At 71.5% G+C, this 16,475-nt stretch carries 15 protein-coding genes and 3 tRNA genes; 3 read left to right on the top strand and 15 right to left on the bottom strand.

Annotated elements, in window-relative coordinates:
* Window positions 1-173 precede the first annotated feature (173 nt).
* The 5 genes from AB0M16_RS08355 to AB0M16_RS08335 all read right to left on the bottom strand — a co-directional run bounded on the left by AB0M16_RS08355 (window position 174) and on the right by AB0M16_RS08335 (window position 5,493).
* Window positions 174-1,019, bottom strand: a complete 846-nt coding sequence (locus AB0M16_RS08355; protein WP_365340140.1) for a DegV family protein — start codon at window positions 1,017-1,019, stop codon at window positions 174-176.
* A gap of 252 nt (window positions 1,020-1,271) precedes the next feature.
* Window positions 1,272-2,009, bottom strand: coding sequence for a hypothetical protein (locus AB0M16_RS08350; protein ID WP_365340138.1), 738 nt, complete (start codon window positions 2,007-2,009; stop codon window positions 1,272-1,274).
* Window positions 2,010-2,141: 132 nt separating this feature from the next.
* Complete coding sequence (gene leuS / locus AB0M16_RS08345; RefSeq protein ID WP_365340136.1) at window positions 2,142-5,012, bottom strand: leucine--tRNA ligase; 2,871 nt, start codon at window positions 5,010-5,012, stop codon at window positions 2,142-2,144.
* A 265-nt stretch (window positions 5,013-5,277) separates the two neighbouring features.
* Window positions 5,278-5,350: transfer RNA gene (locus AB0M16_RS08340), tRNA-Ala, on the bottom strand.
* Window positions 5,351-5,420: 70 nt separating this feature from the next.
* Window positions 5,421-5,493, bottom strand: a tRNA-Ala gene (locus AB0M16_RS08335).
* A gap of 122 nt (window positions 5,494-5,615) precedes the next feature.
* Between AB0M16_RS08335 and AB0M16_RS08330 the strand changes: the two genes are divergently transcribed.
* Window positions 5,616-6,911 (top strand): glycosyltransferase 87 family protein, encoded by a 1,296-nt coding sequence (locus tag AB0M16_RS08330; RefSeq protein WP_365340134.1) that lies wholly within the window; start codon window positions 5,616-5,618, stop codon window positions 6,909-6,911.
* Here AB0M16_RS08330 and AB0M16_RS08325 read toward each other — a convergent pair.
* Together AB0M16_RS08325 and AB0M16_RS08320 are read right to left on the bottom strand one after the other, a co-directional pair.
* Window positions 6,890-7,123, bottom strand: a complete 234-nt coding sequence (locus AB0M16_RS08325) for a hypothetical protein (protein WP_365340132.1) — start codon at window positions 7,121-7,123, stop codon at window positions 6,890-6,892. The genes AB0M16_RS08330 and AB0M16_RS08325 overlap by 22 nt on opposite strands.
* Before the next feature lie 185 nt (window positions 7,124-7,308).
* Entirely contained in the window at window positions 7,309-8,742 is a 1,434-nt protein-coding gene (locus AB0M16_RS08320; RefSeq protein WP_365340130.1) for an MFS transporter, read from the bottom strand.
* Window positions 8,743-8,835: 93 nt separating this feature from the next.
* Here AB0M16_RS08320 and AB0M16_RS08315 point away from each other — a divergent pair, with 93 nt between their 5' ends.
* Entirely contained in the window at window positions 8,836-9,723 is an 888-nt protein-coding gene (locus tag AB0M16_RS08315; protein ID WP_365340128.1) for a helix-turn-helix transcriptional regulator, read from the top strand.
* A 47-nt stretch (window positions 9,724-9,770) separates the two neighbouring features.
* Here the strand turns inward: AB0M16_RS08315 and AB0M16_RS08310 are convergent.
* The 7 genes from AB0M16_RS08310 to AB0M16_RS08280 form a co-directional block, all read right to left on the bottom strand.
* Window positions 9,771-9,843, bottom strand: a tRNA-Ala gene (locus tag AB0M16_RS08310).
* 96 nt (window positions 9,844-9,939) lie between these two features.
* Window positions 9,940-10,593 carry a histidine phosphatase family protein gene (locus tag AB0M16_RS08305; RefSeq protein WP_365340251.1) on the bottom strand — a complete coding sequence of 218 codons (654 nt, stop codon included), beginning with the start codon at window positions 10,591-10,593 and terminating at the stop codon, window positions 9,940-9,942.
* The gene (gene rsfS / locus AB0M16_RS08300; RefSeq protein WP_365340126.1) at window positions 10,590-11,027 is read right to left on the bottom strand and encodes a ribosome silencing factor; all 438 of its coding nucleotides are present in this window, start codon (window positions 11,025-11,027) and stop codon (window positions 10,590-10,592) included. Before rsfS ends, AB0M16_RS08305 begins: the two co-directional genes overlap by 4 nt.
* Window positions 11,028-11,107: 80 nt before the next feature.
* Window positions 11,108-12,802: an LCP family protein gene (locus AB0M16_RS08295; protein WP_365340124.1), complete on the bottom strand. Its 1,695-nt coding sequence runs from the start codon at window positions 12,800-12,802 to the stop codon at window positions 11,108-11,110.
* A gap of 19 nt (window positions 12,803-12,821) precedes the next feature.
* Window positions 12,822-13,442 carry a nicotinate-nucleotide adenylyltransferase gene (nadD, locus tag AB0M16_RS08290; RefSeq protein ID WP_365340122.1) on the bottom strand — a complete coding sequence of 207 codons (621 nt, stop codon included), beginning with the start codon at window positions 13,440-13,442 and terminating at the stop codon, window positions 12,822-12,824.
* Between the two features lie 53 nt (window positions 13,443-13,495).
* Window positions 13,496-13,657, bottom strand: a complete 162-nt coding sequence (locus AB0M16_RS08285; protein ID WP_365340120.1) for a hypothetical protein — start codon at window positions 13,655-13,657, stop codon at window positions 13,496-13,498.
* Between the two features lie 83 nt (window positions 13,658-13,740).
* Window positions 13,741-13,983, bottom strand: coding sequence for a hypothetical protein (locus AB0M16_RS08280; RefSeq protein ID WP_365340257.1), 243 nt, complete (start codon window positions 13,981-13,983; stop codon window positions 13,741-13,743).
* Window positions 13,984-14,112: 129 nt separating this feature from the next.
* On the opposite strand from AB0M16_RS08280, the gene AB0M16_RS08275 reads away from it, so the two are divergent.
* On the top strand, window positions 14,113-15,276 hold the full coding sequence (locus AB0M16_RS08275) for a M48 family metallopeptidase (protein WP_365340118.1): 1,164 nt from the start codon (window positions 14,113-14,115) through the stop codon (window positions 15,274-15,276).
* Here AB0M16_RS08275 and AB0M16_RS08270 read toward each other — a convergent pair.
* Window positions 15,261-16,340 carry a hypothetical protein gene (locus tag AB0M16_RS08270; RefSeq protein ID WP_365340116.1) on the bottom strand — a complete coding sequence of 360 codons (1,080 nt, stop codon included), beginning with the start codon at window positions 16,338-16,340 and terminating at the stop codon, window positions 15,261-15,263. The genes AB0M16_RS08275 and AB0M16_RS08270 overlap by 16 nt on opposite strands.
* Between the last annotated feature and the right edge of the window lie 135 nt (window positions 16,341-16,475).

The following is a 16,475-nucleotide window of genomic DNA, read 5'->3' as shown; positions in this document are numbered from 1 at the left end:
GTCCGCTGGTGGGGGTGCCGCGTCGTGATCCGATGTGTGTACGAAGAGTCATGGATCCGACGTTAGGGACTGCCGGCCGAGACTGCCGAGATCCCTCAAATCCGGTGGACAACCACCCAGTTGTGGATAACTTCGCCACCCGGACGAGGGATCGCGTAGGGCTCCGTCGGTCGTCAGCGCGGGGAGACGACGACCGCGAGCAGCCCCGGTCCGGTGTGGGCGCCGATGACCGCGCCCACTTCGGTGACCTGGAGGTCCTCGACGGTCGGAAGCCGTTCACGCAGCCGCTCGGCCAGCGCGGCGGCCCGATCGGGTGCGGACAGGTGGTGCACGGCGATGTCGACGGGGCCGCTCCCGGCCCGCTCGACCGCGATCTCCTCGAGGCGGGCGATCGCCTTCGACGCCGTGCGCACCTTCTCGCGCAGCTCGATCCGCCCGCCGTCGAGTTCGAGCAGCGGCTTCACGGCGAGCGCGGACCCGAGCAGTGCCTGGGCCGCCCCGATGCGCCCACCACGCCGCAGGTAGTCGAGCGTGTCCACGTAGAAGAAGGCGGAGGTGCCGGCCGCTCGCTTCTCGGCCGCCGCGACGGCCTCGTCGAGCGAGCCGCCCGCCTCGACGACCTCCGCCGCCGCCAGGGCGCAGAAGCCGAGGGCCATCCCCACCATGCGGGTGTCGACGACCCGGACGGGCACGGGGGCGTCCTGGGCGGCGAGCACGGCCGCGTCGTAGGTGCCGGAGAACTCTCCGGACAGGTGCAGCGAGACGACGCCCTGGGCCCCCGCCTCGGCGGCGGCACGGTAGGCCGCGGCGAAGACCTCGGGGGCGGGGCGCGAGGTGGTCACGGAGCGCCGCTTCTGCAGCGCCTCGGCGAGCGAGCGGGCCGAGATCTCGGTCCCCTCCTCCAGCGCGCGGTCGCCGATGACGACGGTGAGGGGAACGGCGGTGATGGCGTGCCGCTCCATCGTCTGGGGTGGCAGGTAGGCCGTGGAATCGGTGACGATCGCGACATGCCGGGACATGAGCGGGAGGTTACCCCGCCGGGGCCGCCCCATGGCAGCCCGGGCCCGCCGGCCGGCCGGGGCGCCGCCCCGGGCGCCGCCTCCGGCCGCCGTCCACGGGTCGGCCGGCGGCTGCCGTCGGCCTGTTCCCCCCTCTGCCCGCCCTCTGCCCGCCGGTCACGGCGAGTCCCGATCACCCCTGCTCGACCGCCCCCGGTGCGTGACCGGCGGGCGACGGCGACCGGCGCGCGACGAGGCGCTCGGGCGGTGGGCTCAGGTCGTGGTCTCGGGTCGGTTCGTCTTCTGCCAGGGGTCCGTCGTCACGCGAGGGTCGGGACCCGTGATCGCCTGCGGGTGGTCGGCCGCCCCGGCGTCCGCGTCCGGCCAGGTCTGCGCCTGCCCGACACCGGCGCCATCCGCGTCCCTGCCCCGGTCCGCGCCTTCGCCGACACCGCCGTCGGTCCCGGCGCCGGTCCAGTGCCGCAGCGCGCCCGCCTCCATGTCGATCTGGGCGCTCAACGAGGACAGCTCGTCCTCGGCGAACTTGCGGGCGCGGTCCCGGGCGGCGAAGCGCAGGGCGTCGGCGGAGTGGGTGACCTGCTCGGCGCGGCGGCGGAGGTCCGGCAGCTGCGCCGCGACGTGGGCCTTGTCCGGCTCGCGCTCCAGGCGCTTGAGGTCCCCGTCCAGCTCCCGCGCATGGGCGCTGAGCCGGTGGAAGAGATCCAGGGACTCCCGCAGGGAGGCGTCCTCGGCGACGCCCGCGTGCAGGGCGTCCTGGGTGGCGCGCATCGACGTGCGCAGCGAGAGCCGCAGCTGGGCCAGCTCGCCCCCGACACCCACCTGTCCGAGGCTCTTGGCCTTCAGGGTGGTGTCCTCGACGGTGCGCCGGGCCTGGTCGATGGTGCGGTCGACGCCGCGCTTGGCCGCCTTGGCGACCTTCACCGTGGCATAGACCCCGAGCGCCACGAAGGCAACGAAGAGCAACGCCATGATCGTGATCGCGGCTTCCATGTGCTCGCCCCTCCGGCCTCGGTTGTGGTTCTTCCACGGTAAACGGAAAGGGCAGGCCGACGGTTCCAGGGGAACCCCCAGCCTGCCCCCACCGCTCCCCTAGGGGACGGTCGGCGTCAGCGGCCGACGGCGTCAGCCGGCGACGATGTTGACCAGCTTCGGTGCGCGGACGATCACCTTGCGGATCTCCGCGCCGCCCAGCGCGGCGACCACGTTCGCGTCGCCCAGCGCCAGCGCCTCCAGCTCCGCGTCGGTGATCGACGGGGAGACCTCCAGGCGCGCCTTGACCTTGCCCTTGATCTGCACGACGCAGGTCACGGTCTCGTCCACGACGTACGCCGGGTCGGCGACCGGGAAGTCCTGGTGGACGACCGAGTCGGTGTGGCCCAGGCGGTGCCACAGTTCCTCGGCGATGTGCGGGGCCAGCGGCGCGACCAGCAGCACCAGCTGCTCGGCGACCGGGCGGGACACGGCGCCGCCGGACTTGGTCAGGTGGTTGTTCAGCTCGGTGATCTTGGCGATGGCCGTGTTGAACCGCATCGCGACCATGTCCTGGGCGACCCCGTCGATGGCCTTGTGCAGGGCGCGCAGGGTGTCCTCGTCGGCCGGTGCGTCGACGACGGTGACCTCTCCGGTGCTCTCGTCGACGATGTTGCGCCACAGGCGCTGCAGCAGGCGGTACTGGCCGACGACCGCACGGGTGTCCCACGGGCGGGAGACGTCCAGCGGGCCCATGGCCATCTCGTACAGGCGCAGGGTGTCGGCACCGTACTCGGCGCAGATCTCGTCCGGGGTGACGGCGTTCTTCAGGGACTTGCCCATCTTGCCCAGGACGCGGCTGACCTTCTCGCCCTGGTAGAAGAACCCGCCGTCGCGCTCCTCGACCTCGGCGGCCGGGACGGCGATGCCGCGGGAGTCCCGGTAGACGAAGGCCTGGATCATGCCCTGGTTGTACAGCTTGTGGAACGGCTCCGCCGAGGACACGTGGCCCAGGTCGAAGAGGACCTTGGACCAGAAGCGCGCGTACAGCAGGTGCAGCACGGCGTGCTCGGCGCCGCCGACGTACAGGTCGACACCGCCGGTGGGCATGCCCTCGCGCGGGCCCATCCAGTACTGCTCGATCGCCGGGTCGACCAGCTTCCGGTCGTTGTGCGGGTCCAGGTAGCGCAGCTCGTACCAGCAGGAGCCGGCCCAGTTGGGCATGGTGTTGGTCTCGCGGCGGTACTTCTTGGGGCCGTCGCCCAGGTCCAGGGTGACGTTGACCCAGTCCTCGTTGCGGGACAGCGGCGTCTCCGGCTGGGTGTCCGCGTCGTCCGGGTCGAAGGTGCGCGGCGAGTAGTCGTCGACCTCCGGCAGCTCCAGGGGCAGCATCGACTCGGGCAGCGAGTGCGCGACGCCGTCCTCGTCGTAGACGATCGGGAAGGGCTCGCCCCAGTAGCGCTGGCGGCTGAACAGCCAGTCGCGCAGGCGGAAGTTGACGGTTCCTTCACCGATGCCGCGGTCGGCCAGCCAGGAGGTGATCTTCGCCTTGGCCTCGACGACGCCCAGGCCGTCGAGGGAGATCTCGTCGTTGGCGGAGCCGATCAGCTTCGCCTCGTACGAGCTGAAGGCGTCGTCCCAGGTCGACGGGTCGGTGCCGCGGTCGTCGGAGGGCTCCACGACGCAGCGCATCGGCAGCTCGAAGGCGCGCGCGAAGGCGAAGTCACGGCTGTCGTGCGCCGGGACGGCCATGATCGCGCCGGTGCCGTAGCCCATCAGGACGTAGTCGGCGATGAAGACCGGGACCTGCTGGCCGCTGACCGGGTTGGTCGCGTAGGCGCCGGTGAAGACGCCGGTCTTCTCCTTGGCCTCGGCCTGCCGCTCGACGTCGGACTTGGAGGCGGCCTGCTTGCGGTAGGCGTCGACGGCCTCGGCGGGGGTGGCGTGCCCGCCGGTCCACACGTCGTGGGTGCCTTCGGGCCAGGTGGCCGGGACGATCTTCTCGACCAGGTCGTGCTCGGGCGCCAGGACCATGTAGGTGGCGCCGAACAGGGTGTCCTGGCGGGTGGTGAAGACGGTGATGGCACCGGTGTCGCCGACCTGGAAGTCGACGCGGGCGCCCTCGGAGCGGCCGATCCAGTTGCGCTGCTGCAGCTTGATGGCCTCGGGCCAGTCCAGGCCGTCCAGGTCGTCCAGCAGGCGGTCCGCGTAGGCGGTGATGCGCATGTTCCACTGGCGCAGCTTGGCCTTGAAGACGGGGAAGTTGCCGCGCTCGGAGCGCCCGTCGGCGGTGACCTCCTCGTTGGCCAGGACGGTGCCCAGACCGGGGCACCAGTTGACCGGGGCGTCGGAGGCGTACGCCAGGCGGTACTCGCCCAGGACGTCGGCGCGCTCGGCGGCGGTCAGCTCGTTCCACGCGCGCGTGGCGCCGGGGATCTCACGGGTGCCGTTCTCGAACTGCTCGACCAGCTCGGCGATCGGACGGGCCTTCCCGGCCTCGTCGTCGTACCAGGAGTTGAAGATCTGCAGGAAGATCCACTGGGTCCACTTGTAGTAGTCCGGGTCGATCGTGGCGAACGACCGGCGCTTGTCGTGGCCCAGGCCCAGCCGGCGCAGCTGGACCTTCATGTTCTCCATGTTGGCCTCGGTGGACACGCGCGGGTGCGTGCCGGTCTGCACGGCGTACTGCTCGGCCGGCAGGCCGAAGGCGTCGAAGCCCAGGGTGTGGAGGACGTTGTGCCCGGTCATGCGTGCGTGGCGGGCGAAGACGTCGGTGGCGATGTAGCCCAGCGGGTGGCCGACGTGCAGGCCCGCACCGGACGGGTAGGGGAACATGTCCATGATGAACTTCTTGGGGCGGGCCGCGACGGCCGCGTCCCCGGCCAGGTCACCGGTGGGGTTCGGGGCCTCGTAGGTGCCCTCGGCGTCCCAGGCGTCCTGCCAGCGTGCCTCGACGTCGGCGGCCATGGCCGCCGTGTAGCGATGCGGGGCCGCCGTCTCGGCGGCCGTGTTGATCTCGGTCATGGTCCTTGAAGCTCCATCGATCGTCTCTGCCCACTGCCAGCAACTGCCACGAAATGAAAAATCCCCTCGCACAGGAGGGGACGCCGCGCCGATGCCGACCGGATCTTCATCCGTCGGGACTGATCAGCGCGGCTCGCTAAGCAGAAGGCGTACGGCACGCATGGCGTCAGGGTACCGCAGGGCCCGAGCGGGCCGCACGGACGTTCCGCGTGGTGAGCACACGACGAAGCGGGCCGTCCGATGAGGACGGCCCGCTTGTCTTCTGTGGAGCTAAGGAGAATTGAACTCCTGACCTCCTGCATGCCATGCAGGCGCTCTACCAACTGAGCTATAGCCCCGCGTGCGGGAATCAAGACCACCGCAGAAGCGGCGCAAGCCATCCGATCCGGATGGCCCGCTTCCGTTCTGTGGAGCTAAGGAGAATTGAACTCCTGACCTCCTGCATGCCATGCAGGCGCTCTACCAACTGAGCTATAGCCCCTTGTTTCGCTGTCCCCGCTCCGGTCTCCCTCGCGGCGACGGACAGAACAGTAACGGCCCGCCCGGCAGATCGCCAAATCCGTTTCTCCGGCCCGTGCGGGGCTCCGGGTAGGGTCGCCGACTGTGTCTGTCTCGCCGCTGTCCCCGACCCGCGCCCGCCCGTGGCCCCTCGCCACCGCCGCGGCGGTCTGTCTGATCTCGTTCGCGGCCTTCTGGGTGGCGCAACGCCTCGCCCACGTGAACATGCTCGACGTGATGGTCTACCGGGCCGAGGCCGAGACGCTGCGGGCCGGAGGCGACCTCTACGCGATGCGCGCCACCTCGGCGAACCTCGCGATGACCTATCCGCCGTTCGCGGCCGTGCTGTTCCTGCCGTTGACGCTGGTCGGCGTCCCGCTGATGCGGACGCTGAACACCGCGGGGAACCTGCTCCTGGTGGTGGCGCTGGTCCAGTTGTCGCTCCAGCTGGTCCGCCCGGCGCTGTCCCGCGCCGGGTCGCGCGCCGACCTGTGGCGTACGACCCTGTGGATCGCGGCCGTCGTGGTCTGGTGCGAGCCGGTGTGGACGACGCTGCGGTACGGGCAGATCAACCTGCTCATAGCGGTGGCGGTGCTGTGGGACCTGACGCGCCGCGAGGGCAGCCGGTGGGCCGGCCTCGGCATCGGGCTCGCCACCGCGGTGAAGCTCACCCCGGGCCTCTTCGTGGTCCTGCTGTTCGCCGCGGGCCTGCTGCTGTGGCGCCGGGACCGCAGGCCGAACCAGTGGCTGCGGACGGCGTTCACGGCGACCGGGGTCTTCCTCGGGATCACGCTCGCCTCGGCGCTGGCCCTGCCGGCCGACTCGAAGAAGTTCTGGACGCAGACCCTGTTCGAGACGGGCCGGGTGGGCCACGCCGAGGAGACCGCCAACCAGTCCCTCAGCGGCGTCCTGGCCCGGCTCCTGCACACGGACGCCCCGGGCCTGTGGTGGGTGGCGGCGGCGGTCAGCCTCGGCGGCGCGGCGATGGTGCTCGCGGTACGGGCGGCGGTGCGCGGCGACAAGGCGGTGGCCGTGGTCGTCACCGCGTTCACGGCGCTGATGATCAGCCCGATCTCCTGGTCCCATCACTGGGTGTGGTGCGTGACCCTGCTGATCCTGCTGTACGACCGGTCCACGCGCGCGTGGCCGGTGACGGGGGCGGTGGCGCTGGCCTTCGCCTCGTTCGCGCTGTGGTGGGTGCCGCACGACCCGGGCCGCCCCGAACTGGACCAGAACGCCGGTCAGATGCTGCTGTCCGCGGTCTACCCGCTGACGGCGACCGCCGTCCTCGCCGGCTACGCGCTGAGCCTGCGGCGGTCCGGGGCGGGGGCCGAGGAGCTCGTGCCGGAGCCGCGCGAGGCGGTCCGGGAGCGGGAGCCTCAGGCCGTCGCGAAGGAGTAGAACCGCTTCAGGGTGCAGTGCTCGTCGAGGAGCCGGCCGTAGATCGGCTCCCCTTCGAGCTCACGGTAGGTCTCGATGGGGTCGCCCTTTATGATCAGCGCCCGCGCGCACTCCTCGCACCAGTACTGGAACTCGGCGTTGACCGGGTCCATGTCCCGGACGATCGGCGTACCGCTGTCGCACCAGTCGCACTTCCGCCGGTGCGCGCCCATCACTCGGCTCCCGTCACGGTCGCGGCATGTGCGGCCGGGGTGTCCGGTGTCCGTGGCTCGGGGACGGATTCCGCGACGGCAAAGGCTGCGATCTCCTCGGCACCGTCCACGGCCATGCGCGCTCCCTCCCGCCCGGACCCTCTTCCCCTCCGGCGCTCCGATTCTGCCATGGCCCCGCAAGGGGGTCAGCGTCGTCGGCCGGGCAGGCCCACCGAAGCGCCCAGGAGCGCCGCCGCGGCAAGGGCCAGGGTGCCCTGGCCGAGGGCCTCGGCCGAGGCCCGCGCCCCCGGTCCGGCGACGGCGCCGAGGTACAGGCTGCCGAAGGTGGCGACGCCGATCAGCTGGCCGAGCTGGGTGACGGTGGCGAGCAGTCCGCCGGCGTCGGCGGCGTCCTCGGGCCGTACGGTCGCGAGCGCGCCGGTCAGGGCGGGACTGAAGGCCAGGGCCAGGCCGACGCCCAGGGCGCACATCACCGGGTGGAGCAGCCAGCCGCCGCTGCCGCCGCCCCTCAGGACGGCGCCCACGCCGAGCACGGCGGCGGCCGTCAGCAGGAAGCCGCCCGGCACCAGGAGGCGCTGCAGGCGGGCCGGCCAGCGGCGCCAGGTGAGGCCGACGATCCCGAAGGCCGCGGCGCTGGGGCCGAAGGTGAGCCCGGCCCGCAGGGCGCTCTGTCCGAGGGCGCCCTGAAGGTGCAGGGTGACGGTGAACAGGAATCCGGCGTTGACGGCCATCACCGCGGCGATCCGGAGGACGGCCTGCCCGATGCCGGGGACGCGCAGCACCCTGGGGGCGATGAGCGGGGCGCCGCCGCGCCGGGCCAGACCGGCCTCGTACGCGCCGAAGGCGGCGAAGAGGACCAGGGACGCGCCGAGCGACAGCCAGGTCCACAGCGGCCAGTCCTCCTCCTGGCCGAGGACGAGCGGGACGGTGAGCAGCGACACGGCGCCGGCGAGCAGGAGCAGGCCGGGCAGGTCGAGGGAGCGGGATCGAGCGGCCCCGGTGTCCGTGTCGCGGGGCAGCGCCTTCGCGCCGAGGACGAGCAGGACGAGTCCGATGGGCACGTTGACGAGGAAGACCGGGCGCCAGCCGGTGCCGAACAGGTCGGCGCTGACGAGGACGCCGCCGACGACCTGGCCGGCGGCCGCGCCGGTGGCGAGGACGGCGGAGTAGGCGCCGAGCGCCCGGACCCGGGCCTCGCCGGTGAAGTTGCGCTGGATGAGGCTGAGCACCTGCGGGATCATCAGGGCCGATCCGGCGCCCTGTACGACGCGGAAGGCGATCAACTGTCCGGTGCCGGCGGCCAGTCCGCAGGCGAGCGAGGCAGCGGTGAAGACCGCGAGGCCGACCAGGTGGACGCGCCGGTGGTCGAACAGGTCGCCGAGGCGCGCGCCGGTGATCAGCAACACCGCGTAGGCGATGGTGTATCCGGCGACGACGAGCTGGATCCCGGCGCCGTCGGCGGCGAGTTCGGTACGGATCGTGGGGGCGGCGACGTTGACGATGAAGACGTCGAGCAGGGCCATGAACTGGGCGGCGAGCACGACGGCGAGGAGCGCACCGGGGCGCTTGTCGGTGCCGCGGTCTTCACTGGGTACGGGACGTGCGGTGGTCGTCGTCATGTCAGGAGCGTGACGCGGGCCCGATACGGGTAACGAGAGCCTCCTGATGCTGGTACTGACAGCACCTGGCAACGCCGGTACAGGGACTCGACCATGGGGGGTGTGACTACCTTGGCAGTACGGACGGCACCGGTACAGGGGCGCCGCAGGCCGGAGCTCGCGGCGTTCCTGCGCAGCCGGCGGGCGCGGGTGACACCGGAGGACGTGGGCATGCCGCCGGGGCTGAGACGCCGGACCCCGGGGCTGCGCCGCGAGGAGGTGGCCCAGCTCTCCGGGGTCGGCGTGACCTGGTACACGTGGCTGGAGCAGGGGCGGCCGATCAACGCCTCGGCGCAGGTGCTCGACGCGGTGGCGCGCACGTTACGGCTGGACCGGCCGGAGCGCGAGCACCTCTACCACCTGGCGGAGGTGCCGTACGAGCCGGAGGCGGCGCCGGCCTACGCGACGGAGGTCAGCCCGGAGATCCAGGGCATCCTGGACGCCCTCGTGCCGCACCCGGCGGTGGTCTACAACGCGCGCTACGACGTGCTGGCGACCAACGAGACGTACGAACTGCTGTTCCTGCCGGCGGAGGGCGAGACCTGGACGGGTCCGCTCGGCGGCGTCCGCAACGTGCTGTGGTCGCTGTTCACCATGCCCGACCCGGCCTGCCCCGTGGTCGACAAGCGGCAGGAGCTCCCCGTGATGGTGGCGCAGTTGCGCGGGGCGTACGGGCGGCATGTCGGCGAACCGGCGTGGGAGTCGTTCGTGCGGCTGCTGTCCGAGGCCAGCCCGCACTTCGCGGAGCTGTGGCGCAGCGGGGACGTGGTGCCGCCGGGGACCCGGGTGAAGACCTTCCGGCACCCCCTGGTGGGCGAGGTGCGGATGACGTCGGTCTCGCTGTCCATCAACGGGATGCCCGAGTGCCGGATCGTGACGTACACGCCGAACGACGAGGAGAGTCGCCGCGCGATCGAGGTGCTGCGCGCCGCGAAGAAGTGACGGAACGACGAATCCCGCCCCCTACTGGGGACGGGATCCGGTGACTGTGGAGCTAAGGAGAATTGAACTCCTGACCTCTTGCATGCCATGCAAGCGCTCTACCAACTGAGCTATAGCCCCTCGTGTTCTTCGCGCTCCGCGCTGCGAACAAGAAGAACTTTAGCCTGTGACCTGCCAGAAAGTGAAATCGAGGTCTGACAGGCCGCACGCGGGGGTTCAGTCGTCGTCGCCGAGGACCGGCTCGGGCAGCGTGCCGGCGTTGTGCTCCAGGAGGCGCCAGCCGCGCGCGCCCTCGCCCAGGACGGACCAGCAGCAGTTCGAGAGTCCGCCGAGGGACTCCCAGTGCCGGGCCTCCAGGCCGAGCAGTCGGCCGATGGTGGTGCGGATGGTGCCGCCGTGGCTGACCACGACGAGCGTGCCGTCCTCGGGCAGCTTGTCGGCGTGCTCCAGGACCACCGGGGCGGCCCGGTCGGCCACCTCGGTCTCCAGCTCGCCGCCGCCCCGGCGCACCGGCTCACCGCGCTTCCACGCGGCGTACTGCTCGCCGTAGCGCGCGGTGATCTCGTCGTGCGTGAGGCCCTGCCACTCCCCCGCGTACGTCTCGCGCAGTGCGGCGTCGTGGGCGACGGCGTGGCCGGTCAGGGCGGAGAGCTCGGCCGCCGTGGCCGCCGCCCGCTTGAGGTCGGAAGCGACGATCGCGTCCGGCTTCAGCGCCGCGAGCAGCCGGGCGGCCCGGCGCGCCTGGGTGACACCGGTCTCGGTCAGCTCGATGTCCGTGGACCCCTGGAACCTGCGCTCCAGGTTCCAGGAGGTCTGGCCGTGGCGCCACAGCACGATGCGGCGGCCGGTGCCGCCCTTGCCGCTGGTCAGCTCAGCTCACCGTCCGCTCCGTCGGTGCCCATCAGCTTGGCGTGCTCCTGCGCCTTGCCGCGGGTCTGCTTGGCGTCCTCGGGCAGCTCCAGCTCGGGGCAGTCCTTCCACAACCGCTCCAGGGCGTAGAAGACCCGCTCCTCGCTGTGCTGCACGTGGACGACGATGTCGACGTAGTCGAGGAGGATCCAGCGGGCGTCGCGGTCGCCCTCGCGGCGCACCGGCTTGGCGCCCAGGTCCTTGTTCAGCCGCTCCTCGATCTCGTCGACGATCGACTTGACCTGGCGGTCGTTGGGCGCGGAGGCGAGCAGGAAGGCGTCGGTGATCGACAGCACATCGCTGACGTCGTACGCGATGATGTCGTGCGCGAGCCGGTCGGCCGCCGCCTGGGCGGCGGCGTTGACGAGCTCGATGGAGCGATCCGTGGCGGTCACAAGCAGGCTTTCGTCGGCGGTCTGAGTCCCCTCAAGGGTCTCATGTACCGCCGACGGGCCCTAAAAGGATTATCGGAGGGTCACCGTGTGGCTCCGGGGATCTTGTAATCCTCGCCCAGGTTTACGGTGACCTCGGCGTTTCCGGCGGGCTTGCCCTTGGTGACCGACCCGGCGGGCAGACCCAGGGTCTTGGCCACCTCCGCGGCGGTCGCCTTCTGGGCGTCGTCCCCGTACACGACCTGGGACTTCGCCTCGGTCCCGGCCTTGGTGCCGCCGACCACGGCGTAGCCTCCGTTGATCAGCACCACGCGGGCCGCCTCGGTGGCGTCCTTGCCGGTGGCGTCGCGGATCGCGACCCGGGTCGCCGCGCCCTGCTCGGGGGCGCTGACCTTGCCGCCCAGGATGTCCTTGACCACGCTGTCACCGGTGGCCTCGCTGAGCGAGCCGTCGGGCTCGACGGGCAGCACGGCCGTCTTGTAGTCGCCGACCTTGGCGTGCTCGGCGAGCTTGGCGAGAGACGCGCCGAGGTCCTTCTCCGGCAGCGACGGGTCGAGGATCTGGGAGAGGGTCTCGATGGTCATCGTGGCGGCCTTGGGGTCGTCGGAGATCTTCCGCAGCACGCCGTACAGCACCGCGCCGAAGCGCTGGAGCTGCTTGGCCTCGGCCTCGCCGGGCGCCCGGTAGGTGGCGTAGGCGACGGCGGCGCGACCGTTGAGGGTCTGGTTCTCGCCCTTCTTGACCAGCGGCTCGTCGCCGGGCTTGGCGCCGGGGACGTCGGTGTCGGTCGTGATGTCGATGTTGCTGACGAGCTCGACGAGGTTCTCGAGGTACGGGGTGTCGAGCCGCCACGTGCCGGTGATCTTCGCGCCGAGGAGGTTGCCGACGGCCTCGCGGGTGCCGCTGGAACCGTCCTCCTCGACGGACTTGGCGAGCGTGGTGGTGGCGCCCTCGCCATTGGCGACGGCGAGGGAGTTGGGGAGCAGGACCGTCGTGCCCTGCTTGGTCGTGGTGTTGTCCACGAGGAGGGCGGTGGAGGTCCCGCCGCCCGTGGTGTTGTGCAGGTGGACGACGATCGTGTCGCGCTTCTGCGGCCCGGTGGCGGTGTTCTGCTTCTGCTCGTCCGCGGACATGCCGGGGAGCTTGCCGGCGGACCACAGGTAGCCGACGCCGCCGACGGCGGCGAGCACGAGGACCACGACGAGGGCGACGACCCGGTTGCGGCCGCGGCGACGGGCCTCCTCACGCCGCTCGGACCTGCTTTCGGTGAACTTCAGCCAGTCGATGACGTCCTCGGAGTCCTCGTCGGGCTCCTCGATGAACGAGAACTGCTCGGTGCGGTACCCGCGCCCGTCGTCCTCCGGCGCGGGGCGCTGCCCGGGCACGGCGGTCGGGGCAGCCTGCGGCGGGCGGGCCGGCGGCGGGGCCTGCGGACCGGGGGCGGGCTCGGTCCGGACGGCCCACTGCTGACCGGTCCGGTCGACCTGTCCGAACTGACCGGTCTGGCCGGTGTCGTACTGCTGGTAGTCGTACGCGGGCTGCTGCCCGTACGGGTCGTACCCGGGCTGCTGCCCTTGCGGCTGCTGGACCGGCTGCCCGTACGCGTCGTAGCCGTAGTGCTGCGGTTGCTGTTGCTGCGGCGGCTGGGCGGGCCGTCCGTAGGGGTCGTAGTGCTGCTGCGGGACCTGCTGCTGGTACACCGGCTGCCCGTACTCGTCGTAGCCGATGATCTGCGGCTGCGGATAGTACGGGTCGTACGGGTGCTGCTGATCGTTCACCGGTGCCCCTCCCCGAGGCTCACTCGCCGCGGTACAACTGGCGCTTGTCGATGTAGCGCACCACACCGTCCGGGACCAGATACCAGACCGGGTCGCCCTGCGCGACCCGTGCCCGGCAGTCGGTGGACGAGATGGCGAGCGCGGGGACCTCGACCAGCGACACCCCGCCCTTGGGCAGGCCGTCGTCGGTGAGGTCGTGACCCGGTCGGGTGACGCCGATGAAGTGCGCGAGCGCGAACAACTCCTCGGCGTCGCGCCAGGTGAGGATCTGGGACAGCGCGTCGGCGCCGGTGATGAAGAAGAGATCCGAGTCGCTGTTGAGGGAGCGCAGGTCCCGGAGGGTGTCGATGGTGTACGTCGGTCCGCCGCGGTCGATGTCGATGCGGCTGACGGAGAACTGCGGGTTGGACGCGGTGGCGATGACCGTCATCAGATAGCGGTCCTCGGCCGGCGTGACGGCCTTGTGGCTCTTCTGCCAGGGCTGCCCCGTCGGTACGAACACCACCTCGTCGAGGTGGAACAGGGCGGCCACCTCGCTGGCGGCCACCAGGTGTCCGTGGTGGATCGGATCAAACGTTCCGCCCATCACGCCGAGGCGGCGCTTGCCGCGACCGCCAGTAGGCACTTCCTGCTCTCCCATGCGTGCAGAGCCTACTGGCACGGCGGCGGACGCCGGATCAGCGGCCTCTCGGCTCAGCGGTCGCGGTTGAAGCGGGTGGTGATCCAGAGGAGCAGAAGGAGCACGAGCAGGGCGCCGCCACCCGTCACGTACGGGCTGAGGCTTTCGTGGTTGCCGCCGTGCTCGGCACCCTCGGCGAGCGTGACCAGGTTGGCGGCAGTGGCGTGGAGGCTCATCTTCGGCAGGACCTTCGATCGGGGATGGGAGCGGAGACTTCGCGCACATCGTATGCGGCGGGTCGCGGAGCGCTCACGCCGACTCAGGCGTTGGCGTCACCGGGTCCGTTTTCGCCGCGGGTCGCGGCGGTCCGGGCGTCGTCCCGCGGGCCTTCGGCGTCGCCGGCGTCCTCGCCGCCGTTGCGGTATCCGCGCAGCAGGAACCAGGCGAGCAGCGCGGCTCCCACGATCGAGACGAGCAGGAAGATCCGGAGCGTGTCGCCCGGCCCCTGCTGCTCCGTCGCGGCGAGCAGGGAGGTGACGGCGGTGGTCGCGGTGTCCGTCATGACGGTGGTGCTCCTCGCTTGTCCACAGTGCCCGAGTTATCCACAGGCTCCGGCACACCGTAGCCCCCCTCGCCTAGTCTGGGGTGCGTCAGGGGGACGAGCACCGACTCGTACGAACTGGGGGCATTCATGACCGAGAAGACCAACGATCAGCACGGGAACCTGCCGGGCAGGCAGCGCAGGCGCTTCGCCGGCATCTCCTCGCGGGCCTACGAGCACCCGGCCGACCGCTCCGCGCTGGTCGCGCTGCGCAAGCTGAGCGGCTTCGACACCGTCTTCAAGGCGCTGAGCGGGCTCCTGCCCGAGCGCAGCCTGCGCCTGCTGTTCCTGTCCGACTCCGTGCGGGTGAGCGACGCGCAGTTCTCTCACCTCAACGACATGCTGCGGGACGCCTGTTACATCCTGGACCTGGAGAAGGTCCCGCCGATGTACGTCACGCAGGACCCGAAGCCGAACGCGATGTGCATCGGTCTCGACGAGCCGATCATCGTGGTCACCACCGGCCTGGTGGAGCTGCTCGACGAGGAGGAGATGCGCGCGGTCGTCGGGCACGAGGTGGGCCACGCGCTGTCGGGCCACTCGGTGTACCGGACGATCCTGCTCTTCCTCACCAGCCTGGCGCTGAAGATCGCCTGGATCCCGCTGGGGAACGTGGCCATCATGGCGATCGTGACGGCGCTGCGCGAGTGGTTCCGCAAGTCGGAGCTCTCGGCCGACCGGGCGGGCCTCCTCGTGGGCCAGGACGTGCAGGCCTCGATGCGCGGCCTGATGAAGATCGCGGGTGGCAACCACCTCCACGAGATGAACGTGGACGCCTTCCTCGCGCAGGCCGACGAGTACGAGAAGGGCGGCGACCTGCGGGACTCCGTCCTGAAGATCCTGAACGTGCTGCCGCGCTCGCACCCGTTCACCACGGTCCGGGCCGCCGAGCTGAAGAAGTGGTCCGAGACCCGTGACTACCAGCGGATCATGGACGGGCACTACCCGAAGCGCTCCGAGGACAAGGACACCTCGGTGACCGACTCCTTCCGCGAGTCCGGACGGCACTACGCGGACTCGGTGCGCAACAGCAGGGATCCGCTGATGAAGCTGGTGACCGACATAGCCGGCGGCGCCGGGGACCTCGCGGGCGACCTGGGCGGAAAGCTGTTCAGCCGCTTCAACGGCGGTCCCGGCGGCCATGGCAACGGCACGGCCGCTGAGGGGGCCAAGGGCGCGCGGGGCGGCTCCGGCGGCGAGGCGGACGGGGCCGACGGCACGGGCAGCGGCGAGCGCGGTCAGAGCGAGGGCTGAGCGCTCGCGGCCAGCGTCCCGCAGAGCGAGGAGACGGTGGGCCGGCCCGTGGCGTACGGGTCGGTGCCCGCCCGCCGGCTCGGGTCGGCGGCCCGTTCGCCCGCGAGGAGGGGGCGCAGCGAGCCCTTGGCGTCGGCGTCGCAGGACTGCGGGCCGGCCTCGACGGTGCTGGTGAGCAGCTCGGCGCGGTGCATCCGCAGGTCCTCGCGGTCGAAGCGGAAGTGCAGCTCGCGATGGACCGTGTACAGCGATGCCCGGGCGGTCGGGCCGCTGCCGGTGGCGGCGGGACGGACGGCGTAGGTGAAGGTGTGGTCCGCCACGACGTCGATCAGGTCGGAGTTGATCTCGGCGAAGCGCAGGGTGCCCTGGACGCGGACGCCTGGGTCGGCGAGGACGACCCGGCGGGGGTCGAAGCGGACCAGCCAGCCGGAGACGGCGTGACGGCCGTCGTCCTGGGGCGATTCGACGCTGCGGTCGAACTGCTCCAGCTGGTCGGGGTCGAGGAGGAGCCTCGGCGGGCGGACGGTGAGCCCGGCCAGGACGTCCGGGTCGAGGGAGGAGGCGACCAGGTAGTCCTTGGCGATGCCGAGGGCGGCGACCACCTGGCTCTCGGAGAAGTGGCTGGTGCGGCCGGCCAGGGGGAGGTTGATGCCGGCGGCGCCGATGCGGTACTCGCCTGCGGGGCTGTGGGCGAAGAGCCGGGCGGCCTCGCCGCCGGGCACGGCGCCCTGGGGGGCGAGCGGGACCAGCGTGGTCCGGAGTGCCTCCGCCCGCTGGTCGACGGGCGGCTGGTACGGGTTGCGGACGCCGAGGTAGACGGCGGTGCCGAAGGCCAGCACGATCAGCAGGACGAGCAGCAGGGCCTGCCGGGAGCCGTTGCGGCCCTCCAAGGTCGGGCGGGAGCGGACCGCCTGGGCGTGCTCCCCCATGCGTTCCTGGGCGGAGAACTCCTGGAGCCGGGCAGCACGGACGAACGCCTCGTCGAAGACGACGGATCGGTACTCGTCCTCACCGCCGGGGAGTCCCTCGGGGGTCCCCTCAGGCGGGTCGCCACGCCCTGCCATACCTTCAGGGTAGGTCGGCGGACGCTTCGGTAAACGCCCAGGTACACGACAACTTCCGAAGAATTCGGACGCCGTTGCGGCGAACGGGCGAAGCGCCCTTCGGCCGCCGCCGGTGCCAGGCGTCGAGCGCCGGGC

Source organism: Streptomyces sp. NPDC051921, assembly GCF_040680975.1.
In the GTDB taxonomy this organism is placed as follows: domain Bacteria; phylum Actinomycetota; class Actinomycetes; order Streptomycetales; family Streptomycetaceae; genus Streptomyces.
The sequence above is the reverse complement of the archived record's forward strand: the minus strand, read 5'-3'. Positions and strand labels throughout refer to the sequence as shown.

What these genes read in the sequence shown, in the direction of transcription:
- AB0M16_RS08350 (WP_365340138.1), bottom strand. Translation starts at nt 2,009, where the DNA reads ATGGAAGCCGCGATCACGATCATGGCGTTGCTCTTCGTTGCCTTCGTG.
- AB0M16_RS08355 (WP_365340140.1), bottom strand. Translation starts at nt 1,019, where the DNA reads ATGTCCCGGCATGTCGCGATCGTCACCGATTCCACGGCCTACCTGCCA.
- nadD (WP_365340122.1), bottom strand. Translation starts at nt 13,442, where the DNA reads ATGGGAGAGCAGGAAGTGCCTACTGGCGGTCGCGGCAAGCGCCGCCTC.
- AB0M16_RS08275 (WP_365340118.1), top strand. Translation starts at nt 14,113, where the DNA reads ATGACCGAGAAGACCAACGATCAGCACGGGAACCTGCCGGGCAGGCAG.
- AB0M16_RS08325 (WP_365340132.1), bottom strand. Translation starts at nt 7,123, where the DNA reads ATGGGCGCGCACCGGCGGAAGTGCGACTGGTGCGACAGCGGTACGCCG.
- AB0M16_RS08270 (WP_365340116.1), bottom strand. Translation starts at nt 16,340, where the DNA reads ATGGCAGGGCGTGGCGACCCGCCTGAGGGGACCCCCGAGGGACTCCCC.
- AB0M16_RS08280 (WP_365340257.1), bottom strand. Translation starts at nt 13,983, where the DNA reads ATGACGGACACCGCGACCACCGCCGTCACCTCCCTGCTCGCCGCGACG.
- AB0M16_RS08320 (WP_365340130.1), bottom strand. Translation starts at nt 8,742, where the DNA reads ATGACGACGACCACCGCACGTCCCGTACCCAGTGAAGACCGCGGCACC.
- AB0M16_RS08315 (WP_365340128.1), top strand. Translation starts at nt 8,836, where the DNA reads ATGGGGGGTGTGACTACCTTGGCAGTACGGACGGCACCGGTACAGGGG.
- AB0M16_RS08285 (WP_365340120.1), bottom strand. Translation starts at nt 13,657, where the DNA reads ATGAGCCTCCACGCCACTGCCGCCAACCTGGTCACGCTCGCCGAGGGT.
- leuS (WP_365340136.1), bottom strand. Translation starts at nt 5,012, where the DNA reads ATGACCGAGATCAACACGGCCGCCGAGACGGCGGCCCCGCATCGCTAC.